General features: G+C 28.8%; 16 protein-coding genes and 1 other annotated feature. Of the genes, 1 reads left to right on the top strand and 15 read right to left on the bottom strand.

From position 1 onward, the window contains the following. Positions 1-151: 151 nt before the first annotated feature. The gene (locus ABHC41_RS05530) at positions 152-1,924 is read left to right on the top strand and encodes an NFACT RNA binding domain-containing protein (protein ID WP_271892437.1); all 1,773 of its coding nucleotides are present in this window, start codon (positions 152-154) and stop codon (positions 1,922-1,924) included. A 79-nt stretch (positions 1,925-2,003) separates the two neighbouring features. Here ABHC41_RS05530 and ABHC41_RS05525 read toward each other — a convergent pair whose 3' ends face one another. From ABHC41_RS05525 to ABHC41_RS05455, 15 genes are all read right to left on the bottom strand, one after another. Then, complete coding sequence (locus tag ABHC41_RS05525; protein WP_166505879.1) at positions 2,004-3,023, bottom strand: BMP family ABC transporter substrate-binding protein; 1,020 nt, start codon at positions 3,021-3,023, stop codon at positions 2,004-2,006. 273 nt (positions 3,024-3,296) lie between these two features. Beyond that, complete coding sequence (locus tag ABHC41_RS05520) at positions 3,297-4,541, bottom strand: uracil-xanthine permease family protein (protein WP_092924295.1); 1,245 nt, start codon at positions 4,539-4,541, stop codon at positions 3,297-3,299. A 105-nt stretch (positions 4,542-4,646) separates the two neighbouring features. Then, entirely contained in the window at positions 4,647-5,180 is a 534-nt protein-coding gene (pyrR, locus tag ABHC41_RS05515; protein WP_092924293.1) for a bifunctional pyr operon transcriptional regulator/uracil phosphoribosyltransferase PyrR, read from the bottom strand. 229 nt (positions 5,181-5,409) lie between these two features. After that, positions 5,410-6,321 (bottom strand): RluA family pseudouridine synthase, encoded by a 912-nt coding sequence (locus ABHC41_RS05510; RefSeq protein WP_166505880.1) that lies wholly within the window; start codon positions 6,319-6,321, stop codon positions 5,410-5,412. After that, positions 6,321-6,776, bottom strand: coding sequence for a signal peptidase II (gene lspA, locus ABHC41_RS05505; RefSeq protein WP_166505881.1), 456 nt, complete (start codon positions 6,774-6,776; stop codon positions 6,321-6,323). Before lspA ends, ABHC41_RS05510 begins: the two co-directional genes overlap by 1 nt. 65 nt (positions 6,777-6,841) lie before the next feature. Then, positions 6,842-7,615, bottom strand: a complete 774-nt coding sequence (locus ABHC41_RS05500; RefSeq protein WP_240275615.1) for a polysaccharide deacetylase family protein — start codon at positions 7,613-7,615, stop codon at positions 6,842-6,844. A gap of 3 nt (positions 7,616-7,618) precedes the next feature. Continuing rightward, the gene (locus tag ABHC41_RS05495; RefSeq protein ID WP_166505883.1) at positions 7,619-8,119 is read right to left on the bottom strand and encodes a TraR/DksA C4-type zinc finger protein; all 501 of its coding nucleotides are present in this window, start codon (positions 8,117-8,119) and stop codon (positions 7,619-7,621) included. 3 nt (positions 8,120-8,122) lie between these two features. Further along, complete coding sequence (locus tag ABHC41_RS05490) at positions 8,123-8,506, bottom strand: DUF5665 domain-containing protein (protein WP_166505884.1); 384 nt, start codon at positions 8,504-8,506, stop codon at positions 8,123-8,125. Positions 8,507-8,628: 122 nt separating this feature from the next. Next, positions 8,629-9,639 (bottom strand): tryptophan--tRNA ligase, encoded by a 1,011-nt coding sequence (gene trpS / locus ABHC41_RS05485; RefSeq protein WP_166505885.1) that lies wholly within the window; start codon positions 9,637-9,639, stop codon positions 8,629-8,631. A gap of 15 nt (positions 9,640-9,654) precedes the next feature. Next, positions 9,655-10,353, bottom strand: coding sequence for a 5'-methylthioadenosine/adenosylhomocysteine nucleosidase (locus ABHC41_RS05480; protein ID WP_166505886.1), 699 nt, complete (start codon positions 10,351-10,353; stop codon positions 9,655-9,657). A gap of 57 nt (positions 10,354-10,410) precedes the next feature. Continuing rightward, positions 10,411-10,635 (bottom strand) — a binding site (T-box leader). Positions 10,636-11,012: 377 nt separating this feature from the next. Further along, positions 11,013-11,192, bottom strand: coding sequence for a hypothetical protein (locus tag ABHC41_RS05475; protein ID WP_092924268.1), 180 nt, complete (start codon positions 11,190-11,192; stop codon positions 11,013-11,015). A 214-nt stretch (positions 11,193-11,406) separates the two neighbouring features. Beyond that, positions 11,407-12,276 (bottom strand): ABC transporter ATP-binding protein, encoded by an 870-nt coding sequence (locus tag ABHC41_RS05470; protein ID WP_207733530.1) that lies wholly within the window; start codon positions 12,274-12,276, stop codon positions 11,407-11,409. Between the two features lie 2 nt (positions 12,277-12,278). Beyond that, positions 12,279-13,361: an iron ABC transporter permease gene (locus ABHC41_RS05465; RefSeq protein ID WP_092924262.1), complete on the bottom strand. Its 1,083-nt coding sequence runs from the start codon at positions 13,359-13,361 to the stop codon at positions 12,279-12,281. After that, complete coding sequence (locus tag ABHC41_RS05460) at positions 13,361-14,389, bottom strand: ABC transporter substrate-binding protein (protein ID WP_166505887.1); 1,029 nt, start codon at positions 14,387-14,389, stop codon at positions 13,361-13,363. Before ABHC41_RS05460 ends, ABHC41_RS05465 begins: the two co-directional genes overlap by 1 nt. A gap of 536 nt (positions 14,390-14,925) precedes the next feature. Further along, positions 14,926-16,614: an AbgT family transporter gene (locus ABHC41_RS05455; protein WP_166505889.1), complete on the bottom strand. Its 1,689-nt coding sequence runs from the start codon at positions 16,612-16,614 to the stop codon at positions 14,926-14,928. Between the last annotated feature and the right edge of the window lie 251 nt (positions 16,615-16,865).

Here is a 16,865-nt window from a genome sequence, read left to right as displayed (position 1 = left end):
AGAAAGGGAAATTATATAGATATAAAATTTGTTTTTATCCCCTTATAATTAATTATATACTTTCTTTAATTAATTTTGATAAATATTCACAATATACTTATATTATGTAATAATTATTATATATTGTTCATCTAAGAAAGGAGCGATTATTATGGCTTTAGATGGTTTAGTTATACATTCTATAGTAAACGAGCTACAATCAAAGATTTTAGGAGGTAAGATAGATAAAGTATACCAACCTGAAAACGATGAAGTTGTTTTACATATAAGAAACAATAAAGAGAACTTTAAATTAGTATTAAGTGCTAGTGCCTCAAATCCAAGGGTATATTTAGCTAAGGATTATAAAAAAGAAAATCCTATAAATGCCCCTATGTTTTGTATGCTTTTTAGAAAACATATACAAGGAGGTAATATAGTAAATATATCTCAGGTAGGTTTTGAAAGAATAGTAAAAATAAGTGTAGAGTCTCTTGATGAGTTGAAGGAAAAAACTACAAAGGATATATATATAGAAATAATGGGTAGACACAGTAATATAATACTTACTCATTCAAATGATAATAAAATAATAGACTCAGCAAAGAGAATACCTCCTAGCATAAGTAGGGTTAGACAGATACTCCCAGGTATGACTTACAATCTACCTCCTGCTCAAGATAAATTAAATCCTTTAGATGATATATCTGAAGATGAATTTATAAAAGAATTAGAATCTTTTGATGGTAACTTATACAAGTCTATTTACTCTAGGTTTTTAGGCATAAGCCCTGTTATTTCCAAGGAAATTTGTCATAGAGCAAACATAAATGAAAATTTAAGTACATCTGAGTATTCTTTTGATGATTTAAGATCTTTATATAAAGAGTTTAAAGGTTTATTTAAAGATATGAAAAATAATATCTATTCTCCATGTGTTGTAGTAGATGAAAGTGTTGATAAAATCATAGATTTTAGTTGCGTAGATTTAACAATGTTTAAAGATTTATCTTTTGTTAAAAATGATAGTATGTCTTATATAATTGAATATTACTATAAAACTAAGGATATAAAAGACAGAATTCATCAAAGATCTTCTGATTTAAGAAAAAGTATTTCTATAAATTTAGATAGACTTTACAATAAACTAAAAAAACAAAATGAAGAACTTATAGCATCTGAGAATGCTGATATATACAAGATTTATGGAGAACTTATAACTTCATATATCTACATGATAGAAAAAGGTATGGAAAGTGTTGAGGTTCAAAACTTCTACGACCCAGAATATAAAACTATAAAAATAAAACTTAATAAAAATCTAACTCCTTCTGAGAATGCTCAGAAGTACTTTAAAAAATATACTAAGATGAAAACTGCTAAAATAGAAATAACTCATCAAATAGATATAACCAAAGATGAAATAGAATATTTAGAGAATATAATGCTTAGTATAGAAAATTGTGAAAACCTAGCAGAGCTACTTGATATAAGAGAAGAGCTAGGTAGAGTTGGTTATTTAAAATCATCTAGTAAAAATAAAAAAGAAACTAAGCTTACAACTAAACCTCATGAATTTTTAAGTAGTGATGGATTTAAAATATTGGTAGGTAAAAATAATAAACAAAATGATCATCTTACTTTAAAGATTGCAAGTAATGATGATATATGGATGCATACTAAAAATATACCAGGTTCTCATGTTATTATAAAATCTGATTCTAAAGATATACCTGAAACAACTTTATATGAAGGTGCTATGCTTGCTGCATACTTTAGTAAATCAAAAATGTCTGCACAAGTTCCTGTTGATTATACAAAAAAGAAAAATGTCAAAAAGCCTAATGGAGCAAAACCTGGTATGGTAATATATGAAACTAACAACACAATGTATGTAACTCCTACAGATGAACTTGTTGCAAAGCTTAGAATAAAAGAAAATTAAAACAAACTTTAAACATTTAAATCTAAACTTTTTATTAATAATATTAAAAGCCTTATGGATTTCCATAAGGCTTTTTTATCTATTTCATCATATCATTATATTCTTTTTCTGTTCTTGGAACGTTTATTTCTCCATCTATAACTTTTTTAGCTTGTTTATTTACATAATCTATTATTTCTTGAGGTACAAGCTTGTTAGTATTTTCTGGTATACCTACTGCACCTTCTTTTAATCCATAAACTTGAGCTTCTCCACCTTTGTAGTTCCCTTCAACTAATGATTTAGCTAAATCATAAGATGCTACGTTTAATTTCTTTAATGCAGATGTTATTACATTATCTGGAGCTAAATAACTTTGATCTCTATCAACACCTATAGCATATTTATTATTTTCTCTAGCTGCTTCTATAGCACCTGTTCCTGTATCCCCTGCTGCTGATAATATTGTATCTACATTTGAAGCATACATTTGCTTAGCTATTGATTTACCTTTTGCTTGATCACTAAATGAGTTTGCATATTGCTGTGCTACTTTTACATCTTTGTTAGTAGTCTCTACTCCATACTTGTATCCATATTGATATTTACTTATAGCTGGAGTTGGCATTCCTCCTATAAATCCTACATTATTAGTCTTAGTCATCTTAGCAGCTATTATTCCTGTTAAGTATGCTGCTTCTTCTTCTTTAAATATTACAGGCACAACATTTTCTGGAATTTTGTCATATGTTTCATCCATTAATGCAAATTTTTGGTCTGGATAACTTTCTGCTGATTCTTTTATAGCATCTTTTAATTGGTATCCAACACCTATTATTAAATCAGTTTCTTGGTCTACTAATGTCTCTATATTTTGTATATAATCAGATTCTTGTGGTGATTCTAAGTATTTTATATCTATATTAAAATCTTCTTTAGCTTTTTGTAATCCTTCCCACGTAGCTTGGTTAAATGATTGATCAGTTATACTTCCTTCCCCTAACACTATCCCTACTGAAAGATTTGAATTTGCCTTTTCATTTTTTGATGAACATCCAGTTAGCAATGTTGCTGACAATACTACTGATGCTGCTATTGATATTAGCTTTTTAAACTTCATAAACTCCTCCTAAATGCTATTGAACTTTAATCTTAAATTTTTATTTTTCGTTCGACAATAGGTTTTTATTTTACAATACATATTATAATTTGTCTATACTTTTGCTTTTATTTTCTATTTTTTATAATTTTTTTCGTATATATACGATCATTATTTGTATATCATTCATTTTTTAGTATTTATTATTAAGTATAAAAAATTTTAAATTTATTATAAAAAATAAAAGCTATAAAGTTTGAGATTATTCAAACTTTATAGCTTTTTATTTATATATTATACTATTGTAGCTTGTGGAGATACATTTTTAGTATCTTCTTTTGCTTTAAATTCACTATTATTTAATATCCTATTTAATATAACTCCAACTATAGCCGATAAACTAAGCCCTGTTATAGATACAGCTTCAGTAATAGGTATACCTATTACTATACCCTTATTTCCTAAATAAGTTGTTCCAAGTCCTATTATCATTATCGTAGCTATTATTATTATATTATTTTTATTTTGAGTACATTCTCCATCTTTTATAGTTTTAAACCCTACAAAAGTTATCATAGAGAATAATAATATACTTATTCCACCCATTACTGCTTGAGGTATACTTTGTAAGAATCCCCCAAACTTACCTATGCAAGAAAGTATTATAGCAAATACTGCTGTTCTTCTTAATAAAGAAGGATCATAGTTTTTAGTTATAGCTAAAACTGCTGTATTTTCTCCATACGTAGTATTTGCAGGACCTCCTAAGAATCCAGCTACCATAGTTGCTAATCCATCTCCTAGCAAGGTTTTATTTAATCCCGGATTTTCTATGAAATTCTTACCAACCACTGCTCCATTTGTAGTCATATCTCCTATATGTTCCATAAATACTGCTAGAACTACTGGAGCTATTATTACTATAGCTTCTAAGCTAAACTTTGGTAATGTAAACTTTGGTATCTCAACTAAACTTGCTTGTGTTATTGTAGATACATCTACTAATCCCATCGCTAAACATATCACATATCCTGAAATAACTGCTATTAATATTCCTAATTGCTTTATAAATCCTTTTGCAAACTTATTTATACAAAATGCTATTCCTAAAGTTATTATTGCTATTAAAAAGTTTGATGAGGCCATATTAAATGCTGTTGGTAATAAGTTAAGACCTATTACACCTATCATAGCTCCTGTTACTTGTGGTGGAAAATATTTTTTTATCTTATCTATTCCTACCGCTTTAACTGCAAAAGACATTATTACATATATAAGTCCCGCTACCATTATACCACCTTGAGCATAAGCTAAGTCTCCGCCATAAGCTTCTTTAGCTGCTAATATTACTGGTATAAACGCAAAGCTTGAACCTAAAAATACTGGTACTTTTCCACCTGTACAAGCATGAAATATTAAAGTTCCTACACCTGCACAAAATATTGCTACTGCAGGATTAAATCCTGTCAATATAGGAACTAACACTGTTGCTCCAAACATTGCTAATAGATGTTGTAATGACATTACTGTTTTTTTCATAAAAAAACCTCCCATAAATTTTTTAGGGAGAAATACTTCTCCCTTTTTCAGTCTCTCTGTACTGATTTAAAAGGCACTATTGTATATTGATTATAGTGTATTTAATTATTCGTTTATTGTTACACAATCTTCTTTGTCTGTTTCTGCTAACTTAACGCATATTATTTCTTTATTTGATGTTGGCACATTTTTACCTACATAATCTGCTCTTACAGGTAACTCTCTATGTCCTCTATCAACTAATACTGCTAGTTGTATAGATTTTGGTCTTCCAATATCCATTAGTGCATCTAGCGCACCTCTTACAGTTCTTCCAGTGTATAATACATCGTCAACTAGTATAACTTTCTTATCATTTATATCAAAATCTATGTTAGAACCATTGATCACAGGATCTACATCTACTTCTTTTAAATCATCTCTATATAAAGTTATATCGATTTCTCCTGTGTTAACTTTTTTTCCTTCTATCTGTTCAATTTTTTTAGATATTCTATGAGCTATAGGTACTCCTCTAGTTTTTATACCTACTAAAACTACATCTTCAATACCTTTGTTTCTTTCTATTATTTCATGGCTTATTCTTGTTATAGCTCTACCAATTGCTTTTTCATCCATTAATTGGGCCTTTTCTATCATGGTGACCTCCTATTATATAAGATTTTTTGTTTAAAAAAGCTTCTTATCACAAGACAAGAAGCTTATATATTCTAATTAAATATAAGTATGATTAATAAATTAAACCAACTAATATAATTTGATATATTATATGTTTATATAGCTTTTGCCTTATGATATCTCTGTATCACTTAAAGGTATTTCTTTTATTTTTTATTATTATATATCTATATCATATATTTTTCAAGACCTATTTAAGTTTATTAATTATATTCTTAAAATATTTAGGTAATTCTGAATCAAATTCTATATACTCTTTAGTAGTTGGGTGTATAAATCCAATCTTTTTTGCATGTAATGTTTGACCTTCTACTTTGAATTTATTATTTTTAGGACCATACACAGTGTCTCCTAAAAGTGGATGATTTATAGATAAAGCATGAACTCTTATTTGATGAGTTCTTCCTGTTTCAAGTCTCGCTCTCATATGTGTAAAGTTTTCATATCTAGCAACAACTTCAAAATGAGTAACAGCTCTTTTTCCATCTTTAACCACTGCCATTTTAAGTCTATCTTTAGGATTTCTTCCTATTGGTTTATCTACAGTTATTTTATCTTCTTTTACTACTCCATGACATATAAATTCATATTCTCTAGTTATAGAATGGTCTTTTAATTGTTCTGCTAAAAAATTATGAGCATTGTTATTTTTAGCTATCATTAACAGCCCTGATGTATCTTTATCTATTCTATGAACTATACCAGGTCTTATTACTCCATTTATAGATGATAAATTGTCTTTACAATGATATAGTATTGCATTAACTAAGGTTCCTTCATAATTTCCTGGAGCTGGGTGAACTACCATATTTTGAGGTTTGTTAACTATCATTACATCGCTATCTTCATAAACTATATCAATAGGTATATCTTGTGGTAATACCTCTAATAACTTTGGAGCTGGTATTTGTATGATTATTTTATCATCTTCTTTGACTAAGTATTTAGCTTTTTCAACCTTACCATTTACACTCACTTTTTTATCTTTTATTATCTTTTGTATGTAACTTCTTGACATATCTCCTAATTGAGAAGATAGGTATACATCTAATCTATCTCCCTCTTCTTCATCAAGAACTAAAAATTCTTTTATTTCGTCCATTACTTCACCTGCTTTTCTTCCTCAAAAAATAAAATATATATGCATAGCATTATAGTTCCTACTACTACAAACACATCTGCAATATTAAATACGTATTCCCATATAAATCTAAAATCAAAATAGTCTACTACAAATCCAAGTCTTATTCTATCTATTAAATTGCCTATAGCTCCAGATATTATAAGTATTATACTTGATTTTCCTAATAAATTTAAATTCTTATTAGTATTTAAATAGTATAATCCAAATATAGATGCTGCTAATGCAACTATTATAAATATGATTTGATTATTTTGCAACATTCCAAATGCTGCCCCTCTATTTTCTACATAAGTTAGATGAAACACATTTTCTATTATGGGTATACTACCTATTCCTTTTAGGTGTCCTAATACCCATAATTTAGAAAGTTGATCTATTCCTATCAATACAGCTATCATTAATATATACGTCAATATTTTTTCCTCCCAAAATTATATATATATTATATTATACAAAAAAAGGCTCCCTTATTGGAAGCCTATTGTTGTTTTTGCGTTGCACGATCTTTATCTAGACTATCTTTGAGCTCATGTATAGTAACAAACTCAAATCCTTTTTCTTTTAGTTTAGGAATAAACATATCTAATGCCAGTATAGTTTGTGAAGTTTTATTTCTCACTTTATTATAATCATGTAAAAGTATTATATTCCCATTTTCCACCTTTGATGTAATTGTGTTAACTATATAATCTACTCCTGGGTTAGACCAATCTCTAGGATCTATATTTGACCATAGTATTATATCCATATCATTGTTTTTTATTATATCACACATATTTTTAGATACGGCCCTGTATGGAGGTCTAAATGATGTTGGATACTCACCTATAGCTTCTTTTATTATATTTTGAGTATCTATAATCTCTTTATTTATTTCATCATAAGATTTTTTAGATACGTTTATATGAGTAAATGTATGGTTAGCAATTTCATGCCCTTCTTTAAATGCTCTTTTCACTATATCACCATTATACCCTACCTTTTCTCCTATTACGAAGAAAGTTCCTTTTACATTGTGTTTTTTAAGTATATCTAGTATTTGAGGAGTGAAATCTTCATCTGGCCCATCATCAAAGGTTAAAGCCACTACTTTTTTATCATCTCTTCCTTTTTTTATTATTATATCTTCATATTCTTTAAAATTATCACTAACTAAATTATTAGCTTCTATTGTATTTATATTTTCTAGCTTAAACATACCAAATATAAAAATTGCAGATATACAAATAACATATAGTATTTTTTTCATCATATATTAGTCTTTATCAGACTCTTCCTTTGGCATTTTGTTCATTTCATATAATTTTAATAATACTTCATCATAAAATGTAGGACCTTCATTTATTAAATTTTGACCTTCTTCTCTACTAGTTAGATGCATATCTGGTTGATGTTTTGCACAGTTGCTACATAAATTTGTTTCTGGTAGTATATCTAATCTATCAGCCTCAATATTATTTTTGCATATATCACATATTCCATAAGTTCCATTCTCTATTTTATTTAAAGCATTTTCTACATTAAATAATCTACCTTTTTCATGAATCGTTAAACTATTTTGCATATCTTGCATATATACTTCTGTCCCTATATCCGCTAAATGATTATCATAACTAGATAATTCTCCTGATGTATACTTTTCACTAGTGTGTTCACTTGTATCTCCAAATACTGTATTATCTTGCATTTCATTTATTAGGCTCGATAACTTCTCCTTTTCTTTTAGTAGTTCTTCTTTGTACTTTTGGGTATTCATATACTACCTCCTTCTATATTCATCTACTATATCCATTAATCTTGCTATATACTCCCCTATTACAGGTAAATCCACTGATTTACTTAATAGGTAAAAAACAAATGCAGCAAGTATTGATAGACCTATTGCTTGACCAAATCCTTTTCCTAAACCTGCTATAAAATTTATTGTGAACAATCTTCTTTTACTATCTGTTAGCATCATATATTCTCTTATTCTACTTCTTTCTATTATAAGAGTTAATCTTTCTAGGTATCTCCTTATAGTCCCTAGATTTTCTGTAGTTTTTTCACATATATTAAGTTCATTCATAGCTTTATCAAGGTCTTTCATATTTATAGGATTTTGTTTATCAAGGTCATTATCTTCTTTGTACTTAATGTGCATCACATCCTTTATGAATGACTTTTATATAAACTTATTATGTGATTTTTTTGATTAAAAATACGAAAAGGATTATGCATAAATTTATATATTTAAATTCACACATAATCCTTTAATTTAAATTATTATCTAGGTAAGAATTTTCTTTCTATTAATCCTACTTTTTTGTATACCTTTCTTAATGTTTTTCTAGCATGTCTTTCAGCTTTATCAGCACCCATTGCATAAACATTTTCTAAATAATCTTTGTTCTTTAATAAATCAAGATATCTTTCTCTTATAGGTCTTAAAGATTCAACTATAACTTCAGCTACATCACCTTTAAAATCACCATAACCTTTACCTTCATACATACTTACTAGTTCTTCTATTGATTTATTGTCTAATTTTGAATATATTTCAAGTAAATTTTTTATTCCTGGTTGTTCATCAGTATATTTTATAATCCCTACTGAATCTGTAACACTTCTTTTTATCTTTCTTCTTATTGTATCTGCATCATCAGCTAATAGTATAAATGCATTTTCATTTTCATCAGACTTACTCATTTTTTTAGTTGGTTCTTGTAAGCTCATTACTCTACCAACTTCTTTTGGTATATATGGATCAGGTACTTTAAATGTTGGTGAATATCTATTGTTAAATCTAGTTGCTAAATCTCTAGCTAGTTCTAAGTGTTGCTTTTGATCTTCTCCAACTGGAACTAAATCTGTTTGATATAAAAGTATATCTGCTGCCATTAATACTGGATAAGTAAATAATCCTGCATTTAAGTTAGCTTCACTTTTTTGTGACTTATCTTTAAATTGAGTCATTCTACTTAACTCTCCCATATAAGTCATCGTATTTAATATCCACATAAGTTCAGTATGTGCACTTACATGAGATTGTATGAATATCGTATTTTTCTCTGGATCTAATCCACAAGCTAAGTACTGTGCAAGTAATTCCATAGTATTAGCTCTTAAATTTTTAGCCTCTTGTGGAACTGTTATAGCATGTAAATCAACTACACTATAAAAACAATCATACTCATCTTGAAGTTTTGTCCAGTTTTGTATAGCTCCTAGATAATTTCCTAAAGTCATTTTCCCAGATGGCTGAGCACCACTAAATATTATTTTCTTTTCGCTCATTAATAACACCCCTCATTATATTGATCTTAACATATTAAGTACTATATCTTTAGAGTTATGAGCTGCATCCTTAACAAATTCGTCATATACAACATCTGCACTTCCGTCAGCTCTATCAGACATTGCTCTTATTATTACAAATGGAACTTTATTTAGCTCACAAACATGAGCTATAGCTGCCCCTTCCATTTCTCCACAGAATGCTTCAAACTCTTTTACTAATTCTTCTTTTAATTCTCTAGAGCTTATGAATCTATCTCCTGTTACTACTCTTCCTTTAACTACTTTATGAGTTTTAGTTTCTTCTTTTGATGATTCAAACGCCGCATTTACAAGTCTCTCATCTGCAACAAATGTTGAATTTTCCATTCTTGGTATTACACCTTTTTTGTCTCCAAATACTGTTGTATCAAAATCATATTGTATAGCATCAGTTGATATAACTATATCATATACATCTAAATCTGCATTTAATGCTCCTGCAACACCTGTATTTACTATTGCATCTACACCAAATTCACTTATTAATATTTGTGCACATAAAGCAGCATTTACTTTACCTATTCCACATCTTACTACTACTACATCTTTATTTTCTAAGTTTCCTTTGTAGAATACTAAGCTGGCTTTTTCAACTTTTTCTTTTACATCCATTAATTCTACTAATATATCTACTTCTTCATCCATTGCACCTATTATACCTATTCTGTTCATTACATTTCCTCCTAAGTTGTTTTTCTATAAATTTGCAATAAAAAATCCGTCCTAAATAAATAGGACGGATATATTTTCCGCGGTACCACCTAAATTATATACACCTAGTGCATATCACTTATACCTGCTATAACGTGCAGTCACGATATCGGCTAGTTTACTACTGTATTTCACCTTACTCCTCAAAGGTCCATTCATCAAATACTTTATGCTAAGCTCTCAGCATCCTTAACTCTCTGTTATAAAGATATTTTGATTACTAATCCTTATCAATGGATTTAAATATTTATATATAAACTATGATATTCATTAAAACTTATTTTGTCAACTGTATAATATATTAATATTATTATCTAGTATATATATTTATTCTATTCAATTTATTATAATAAGTTTGAATTATCTCTATACTGTCAAGTCATTTTCATCTTTAATTTTTATAGTTTTTTAATACATCTGCCATAACAAAGCACCTAAGCAATTCTATTACACAAATTATAATCTGAGGAATTAATTCACCCTTACCAGCAAAGTACATCACCTGAATACTGTGATTATTTTAACCTGATAAATATACGCTCACCTTGTCATAAAAAAATCTACCTAAATAAGGTAGATTTCTCTATAAATATAAATCATACTTAACTATGTTTATAACATTATAAGCTCCACTCACCATCTTTTATAAAAATTTTAACTGTATTAAAATTTTTGTCCATTACAATCAAACTTCCATCTTTTATATCTTCAGTTATGAGTATAAGCCCCTCTTGTCTGCAATAATTTCTGGCAAGTTCTAATGCATCAGATTCCATATCTAATTCTAATAATCTTCCCATGTTCATTACTCCTATTTATATAATTTATAATTATACCCATTTTTACCTTTTTCTAAACTCCCTAATATAGTTTTAATTAATAAGTTATGAGCAGATTTTAAATTAATATAATACATTCTTAAACAAAAAGTTAGCTTTACCTAAGCGACTTGTCGGCAAAACACTTCATGTATCTTTCCTTGAATGTAAAAAAAAGAAGGTTTTTACCTTCTTCTTAAACTAACTCCATTTTATTTGTTAAATGATTATGGTAATGAGAATGCTTACCTGTAAATCCATCTTCGTGAACATGGTCATGGCCTACTCCGTTTACATGTTCATGACTATGCATAAATGATACTTGTAGTTTATTATTTATAGGATTTATACCTACATATGCATTGACACCAAATACTTCTTTTAACATTTGTGATGTTATAACTTCTTCCACTTTCCCATATTTTGTTATCTGTCCATCTTTCATGACGATTAAATAATCACAATACATAGATGCCATATTCATATCATGTATTGCAGATAATGTAGTTATATTAAGGCTTTTCACCAAGTCCATAAGCTGTATTTGATACCCTATGTCCAAGTGGTTTGTAGGCTCATCTAATATTAAAAAATCAGTATTTTGAACTAATGCTCTCGCAATTAAAGTCCTTTGTTTTTCTCCACCTGATAAATTAGAAAAACTTCGTTCACTATAGTTATCTAATCCAACTTTTTTTAACATATCTTCAACCATTTTTAAATCTTCTTTCGAATAATCTTCAAATATAGATTTGTATGGATAGCGACCCATTTTCACTATTTGCTCAACTGTAAAATCAAACTGTGAACTACTTTCTTGAGCAAGAACTGCAATCTCTTTTGCACACTCTTTATCTTTCATAGTAGATAAATCTTTGTTATCTAATAGTATCTCTCCACTAGATGGCTTATAAAGCCTATATATATTTTTAAGTAATGTAGATTTTCCAGAACCATTTGGGCCTATTACCCCTACAAAGGAACCTTTAGGAACATTAAAAGATACATCTTTTAATATTTCTTTTTTATCTATACTAAACCTTAAATTTTTAACCTGTATCTTCATGATTATTCTTTTCCTCCAAATGAATAATTTTTCTTAGATATTAAATACAAGAAGAACGGTCCTCCGACTAACGAAGTTATTATACCTATTGGTATTTCTATTGGTGGGAAAAGCCCCCTCGCGGCAATATCTGATGCTATTAAAAATATTGAACCTACTAATGCAGAAAGTACTATTAACTTTTTATGATCACTGCCAGCTATTGTTCTACATACATGAGGAACAACAAGTCCTATAAACCCAATAGCTCCTGTTATCGCAACTAAGGTAGATGTTAAAAACGTTGCTAATATAAGTATTATTGATTTTACAAGTTTTACATTTATACCAAGTATTATAGCGCTATCATCTCCAAGTAATAATATATCCAAAGACTTAGACATTAAAAAAGCTACTATCATTACTATTACTAGTGCTACAAATGGAATTAATAAAACATCCCATTTAGCTCCTCCTAAACTTCCAACAGTCCAGAAAAGTGCATTTTTAGCTTGGTTTGAGTTATCTGCTGAATATATAAGTAAATTAGTAAGCGCTGAAAATATTGTAGATATTGCCATACCAGTAAGTACTAATCTTGTTGTTGATGTTGTTTTTCCCATCTGCGTGCCTATTGCAAACACTAACACTCCTGAAATAATAGAACCTACAAATGCACCAGATGTTATACTATTTATTCCAATAGATGACACCCCTCCTAAAACAATAACAGCAACAGCTCCACATGATGCACCAGATGATATTCCTAATATATACGGTTCTGCTATAGGGTTTTTAGTTACACATTGCATTAATACTCCACATATTGCAAGACCAGCTCCACATATTGCTCCTAATAAAACTCGTGGAAATCTAATTTCCCATATTATATTATGGGTCATGACTTCTCCAACTCCACTAAATAACATTCCATTTGATAATTTGTTTAATAAAATTTTATATACCTCTCCAGGTTCTATATATGTACTTCCTATAGCTATTGCTCCGACTATTGTACCTGCTAATAATATTATTAAAGCTATAGTCCAAAATAAGAAACCTCTCTTTTTTGAAAGGTTTCTTGAGTTTTCTATACTAACTTGCATTATTTGTTTCCTTCAAAGAAATATCCATACATTTCTTCTATAAGCTTAGGATTTCTAACACCTGGAGATAAGTCAGCTAATCCTACTACATATATTTTATCATTCTTTATTGCAGGTACATCTTTAAGTGCTGGATGATTCTTTAAGAAATCTATTTTTTCCTTAACTGGTTGACCAGCTAAGAAATCAGTTACTAATATAACTTCTGGGTTTTTAGCCACTATACTTTCCCAAGAAACATTTATGTATGGTTTATCTGCATCTTTTCCAAATATGTTATTTCCACCAGCTAATTCTATTAAGTTATTTGCAAGACCACTTCCTACTACCATAGCATCCTTTTCACCAGAATCATATACCATCATTTTTACTTTATCTTCTTCTTTTATATCTCCAACTTTATCAGTTACAGCTTTTATATCACTTTTCATTTTATTTACTACTTCATTTGCTTTATTTTCTACTCCAAATATTTTTCCTAATAATTCAAAGTCTTCATATACAGTTTCTACTGTTGCATCTGGATTATATGATTTTGCCATAAATGGAGTTATATCTTTTTTTATTAACTCATCTGGTGATCCTGTTGTTTGTTCATTTATAGATGAATCCCATCCACTAACAAAGTCTGCACCTGTTGCTATAAACCCTTCTTTAGATATAGAGTGTCCTTCTCCAACTTTAAGTTCTGGTATTTTATTATAAGCTTCTTCAAACTCTGGAAGTATTGGGTTATCTAAAAGTGCTGTTCCTACCATTTTATCTCCTAAATCTAGTGCAAGTAACATCTCTGTCATAAATTGAGATAATGTAACTGCCTTTTGCCTTGGTTTTTCTACTTTGACATTATAATCTTTCGCTCCATCTGAGTATGTAAATTCTACTGGTGTGAAATTACTTTCTGCTACTTGTGTTTCTGGCGTTTGACTAGTTTCTTTTTTATCTGACGAACATCCTACTACACTTAAACTTATTCCTGCTACCATTAATACTGCTAAAAATCTTTTTAAACTTTTGCTTTTTATCATTTTTATTTTCCCCCTAAGTATATTTTTTATATAAACACTATTGTTTAATTTAACATAAATTTACTAATTACATTACAAAAAGCCATGAGTTTTTACAAAGATATATCAAATAAATCTTTGTAATTTAAACCTTCATGGCTTTATTTTTATCAGTTATTTAATTTTTTATATCTAATGTTTTGTATCCTTATAATAGAATAGGTACTTCTGTACCTCTTTTAACTTATCTTACAGTTTAATTATATATTCTATTTTTTTTAACGTAAACACAATATTATTTTTCAGAAAATTTAGTTTTATACATCTTTTTATTATTATTTAGTTTTTTTTATATATTTTTACATTGTTTTTATCTTTTATATTCGATTAAAATATTTATTTTAATTCAATTTTTAATTTATATATTTAGTATTTTATAATTTTTTATAATTAATCAACCTAAAAACTTTAAGTAAATATAAGAAAGGGGTAAATTTAAGCATAACCTAATTTTACCCCTTTATATAAAATATTATATGTAGTTAATTTTAAACCCCTTACATAAAGATTGCTGTTCCTGGTCCTATAGGTGCTCCTGCTAAAGCCCATATTATAGCAAATATAGTCCATCCTATTAAGAATGCTATAGCTATTGGCATCATTGTACTTATTAGGTTACCTACACCAAATTCTTTCTTATATTTTTGACCAAATACTACTATAACCCCTAAATAGCTCATTAATGGAGATATTACATTTGTTGAAGAGTCACCTATACGGTATATTAACTGAACACCTGCTGGAGTGAATCCCGCAACCATTAACATTGGAACAAATATTGGAGCAAGAAGTCCCCACTTAGATGAAGCTCCTCCCATGAATAAGTTAACAAATGCAGTTAAGAATATAAATGCAACCATTAACACAATATTCATAAACATACTACCTTCTGGTATTTTAGAAACTAAATTAGCTCCTAATGATGCAACATACACTCCTAAGTGAGAGTCGTTAAAGTAATTAATAAATTGAGCAACGAAGAATAATATAACTATTATTGGAGCCATATCTGCCATCGCTCTAACCATTGCTGGCACTATATCCGCTGCTTTTTTAAACTTACCTGATTTAAATCCGTATACTAATCCACTTACAGCGAATATAACGAACATTATCATTATAACCATATCACCTTTAAAGAATATAGAGTTTAAGAATCCATCTGCTGCAACTAAAGCTGCATTCCCTTCTGCATCTTTTCCCCATAACTCTACTGTAGTTGATAAGTCACCTACTAAAGGTATAGTGTTATTTTTATCTATTGGTAAAGCTGTTAATATTATTAAAGCAAATAATAATAACATTATTTTATTTGTAAATTTATAAGCACTTTTTTCTGCTTGAGTTATTTCATGTTCTGGCTCAACTTCAGCCTCTGCTTTATTATATTTTCCTAATCTTGGCTCAATATACTTATCTACAACTATAGTTCCTATTAATATTATTAAGAATGTAGATGCCATCATGAAGAACCAGTTACTTGTAACTGATAAAGTTCCTGCTAATTGAGTACCTGCCATAGCATCACCAGTCTCAGCTGCTGCTTGAGTAAATGGTAATAATAATGCATCTGTTGAACTAACAAATAAGTTTGCACTAAATCCTCCAGAAACCCCTGCAAATCCTGCTGCAAGACCTGCTATAGGATTTCTTCCTAATGTATAATACATTAATGCAGCAAGTGGTATTAATACAACATACCCTGCATCTGATGCCATATTAGACATAACCCCTAAGAATATTACAACTGGAGTAACTAATTTCATAGGCGTAGCTTGAACTATACTTTTCATTGCCATTGTTAAGTATCCACTTTGTTCCATAAGTCCTATTGCTAACATTATTATAAGTATAGTGCCTATTGCATACATGTTCATAAAATTAGCTATTGCAGTTCCTATAACATAAGAAAGACCATTTGAATATCTTTCTGCTACTTCTGTTCCTGTTGCCCCTACTTTTAACACCTCTATTGGTTTTTGCCCTAATAAATTGTTTATTGGGAAATCACCTAAAGGAGTTTTAGCTACTACCCCTAAACTTCCTAGTATTGCTGATAAAACTAAAACAAATGCTGCTATGTATATAAACATTAGCACTGGGTGTGGTAATTTGTTACCAAGCTTCTCTATTTTGTCCATGAAGCCTTGTTTTTGTTTCTTTTGCGATTTTACACTTACATCCATACTTTCCCTCCCTATTTTATATTCCATGATTACTTAACTTATTCTAACACATCACGACAACGATTTCATAATTTTTCTGAAACTTCTAATTTATTAATCTATTCTCTTATTTTCATTTTATTTTAAAATTTTTTTAATGATTTATACTTTAACTTTTAAAGCAGCTTTTAGTGTTTTTTTCTAACTTAATTTCATTTTTAATGTTTTTTTGTATATTTTTTAAATTTTTCTTAACTAATACTTATCTTTAT

This window comes from Romboutsia sp. 1001216sp1, assembly GCF_039841805.1.
GTDB lineage: Bacteria > Bacillota > Clostridia > Peptostreptococcales > Peptostreptococcaceae > Romboutsia_C > Romboutsia_C hominis.
The sequence above is the reverse complement of the archived record's forward strand: the minus strand, read 5'-3'. Positions and strand labels throughout refer to the sequence as shown.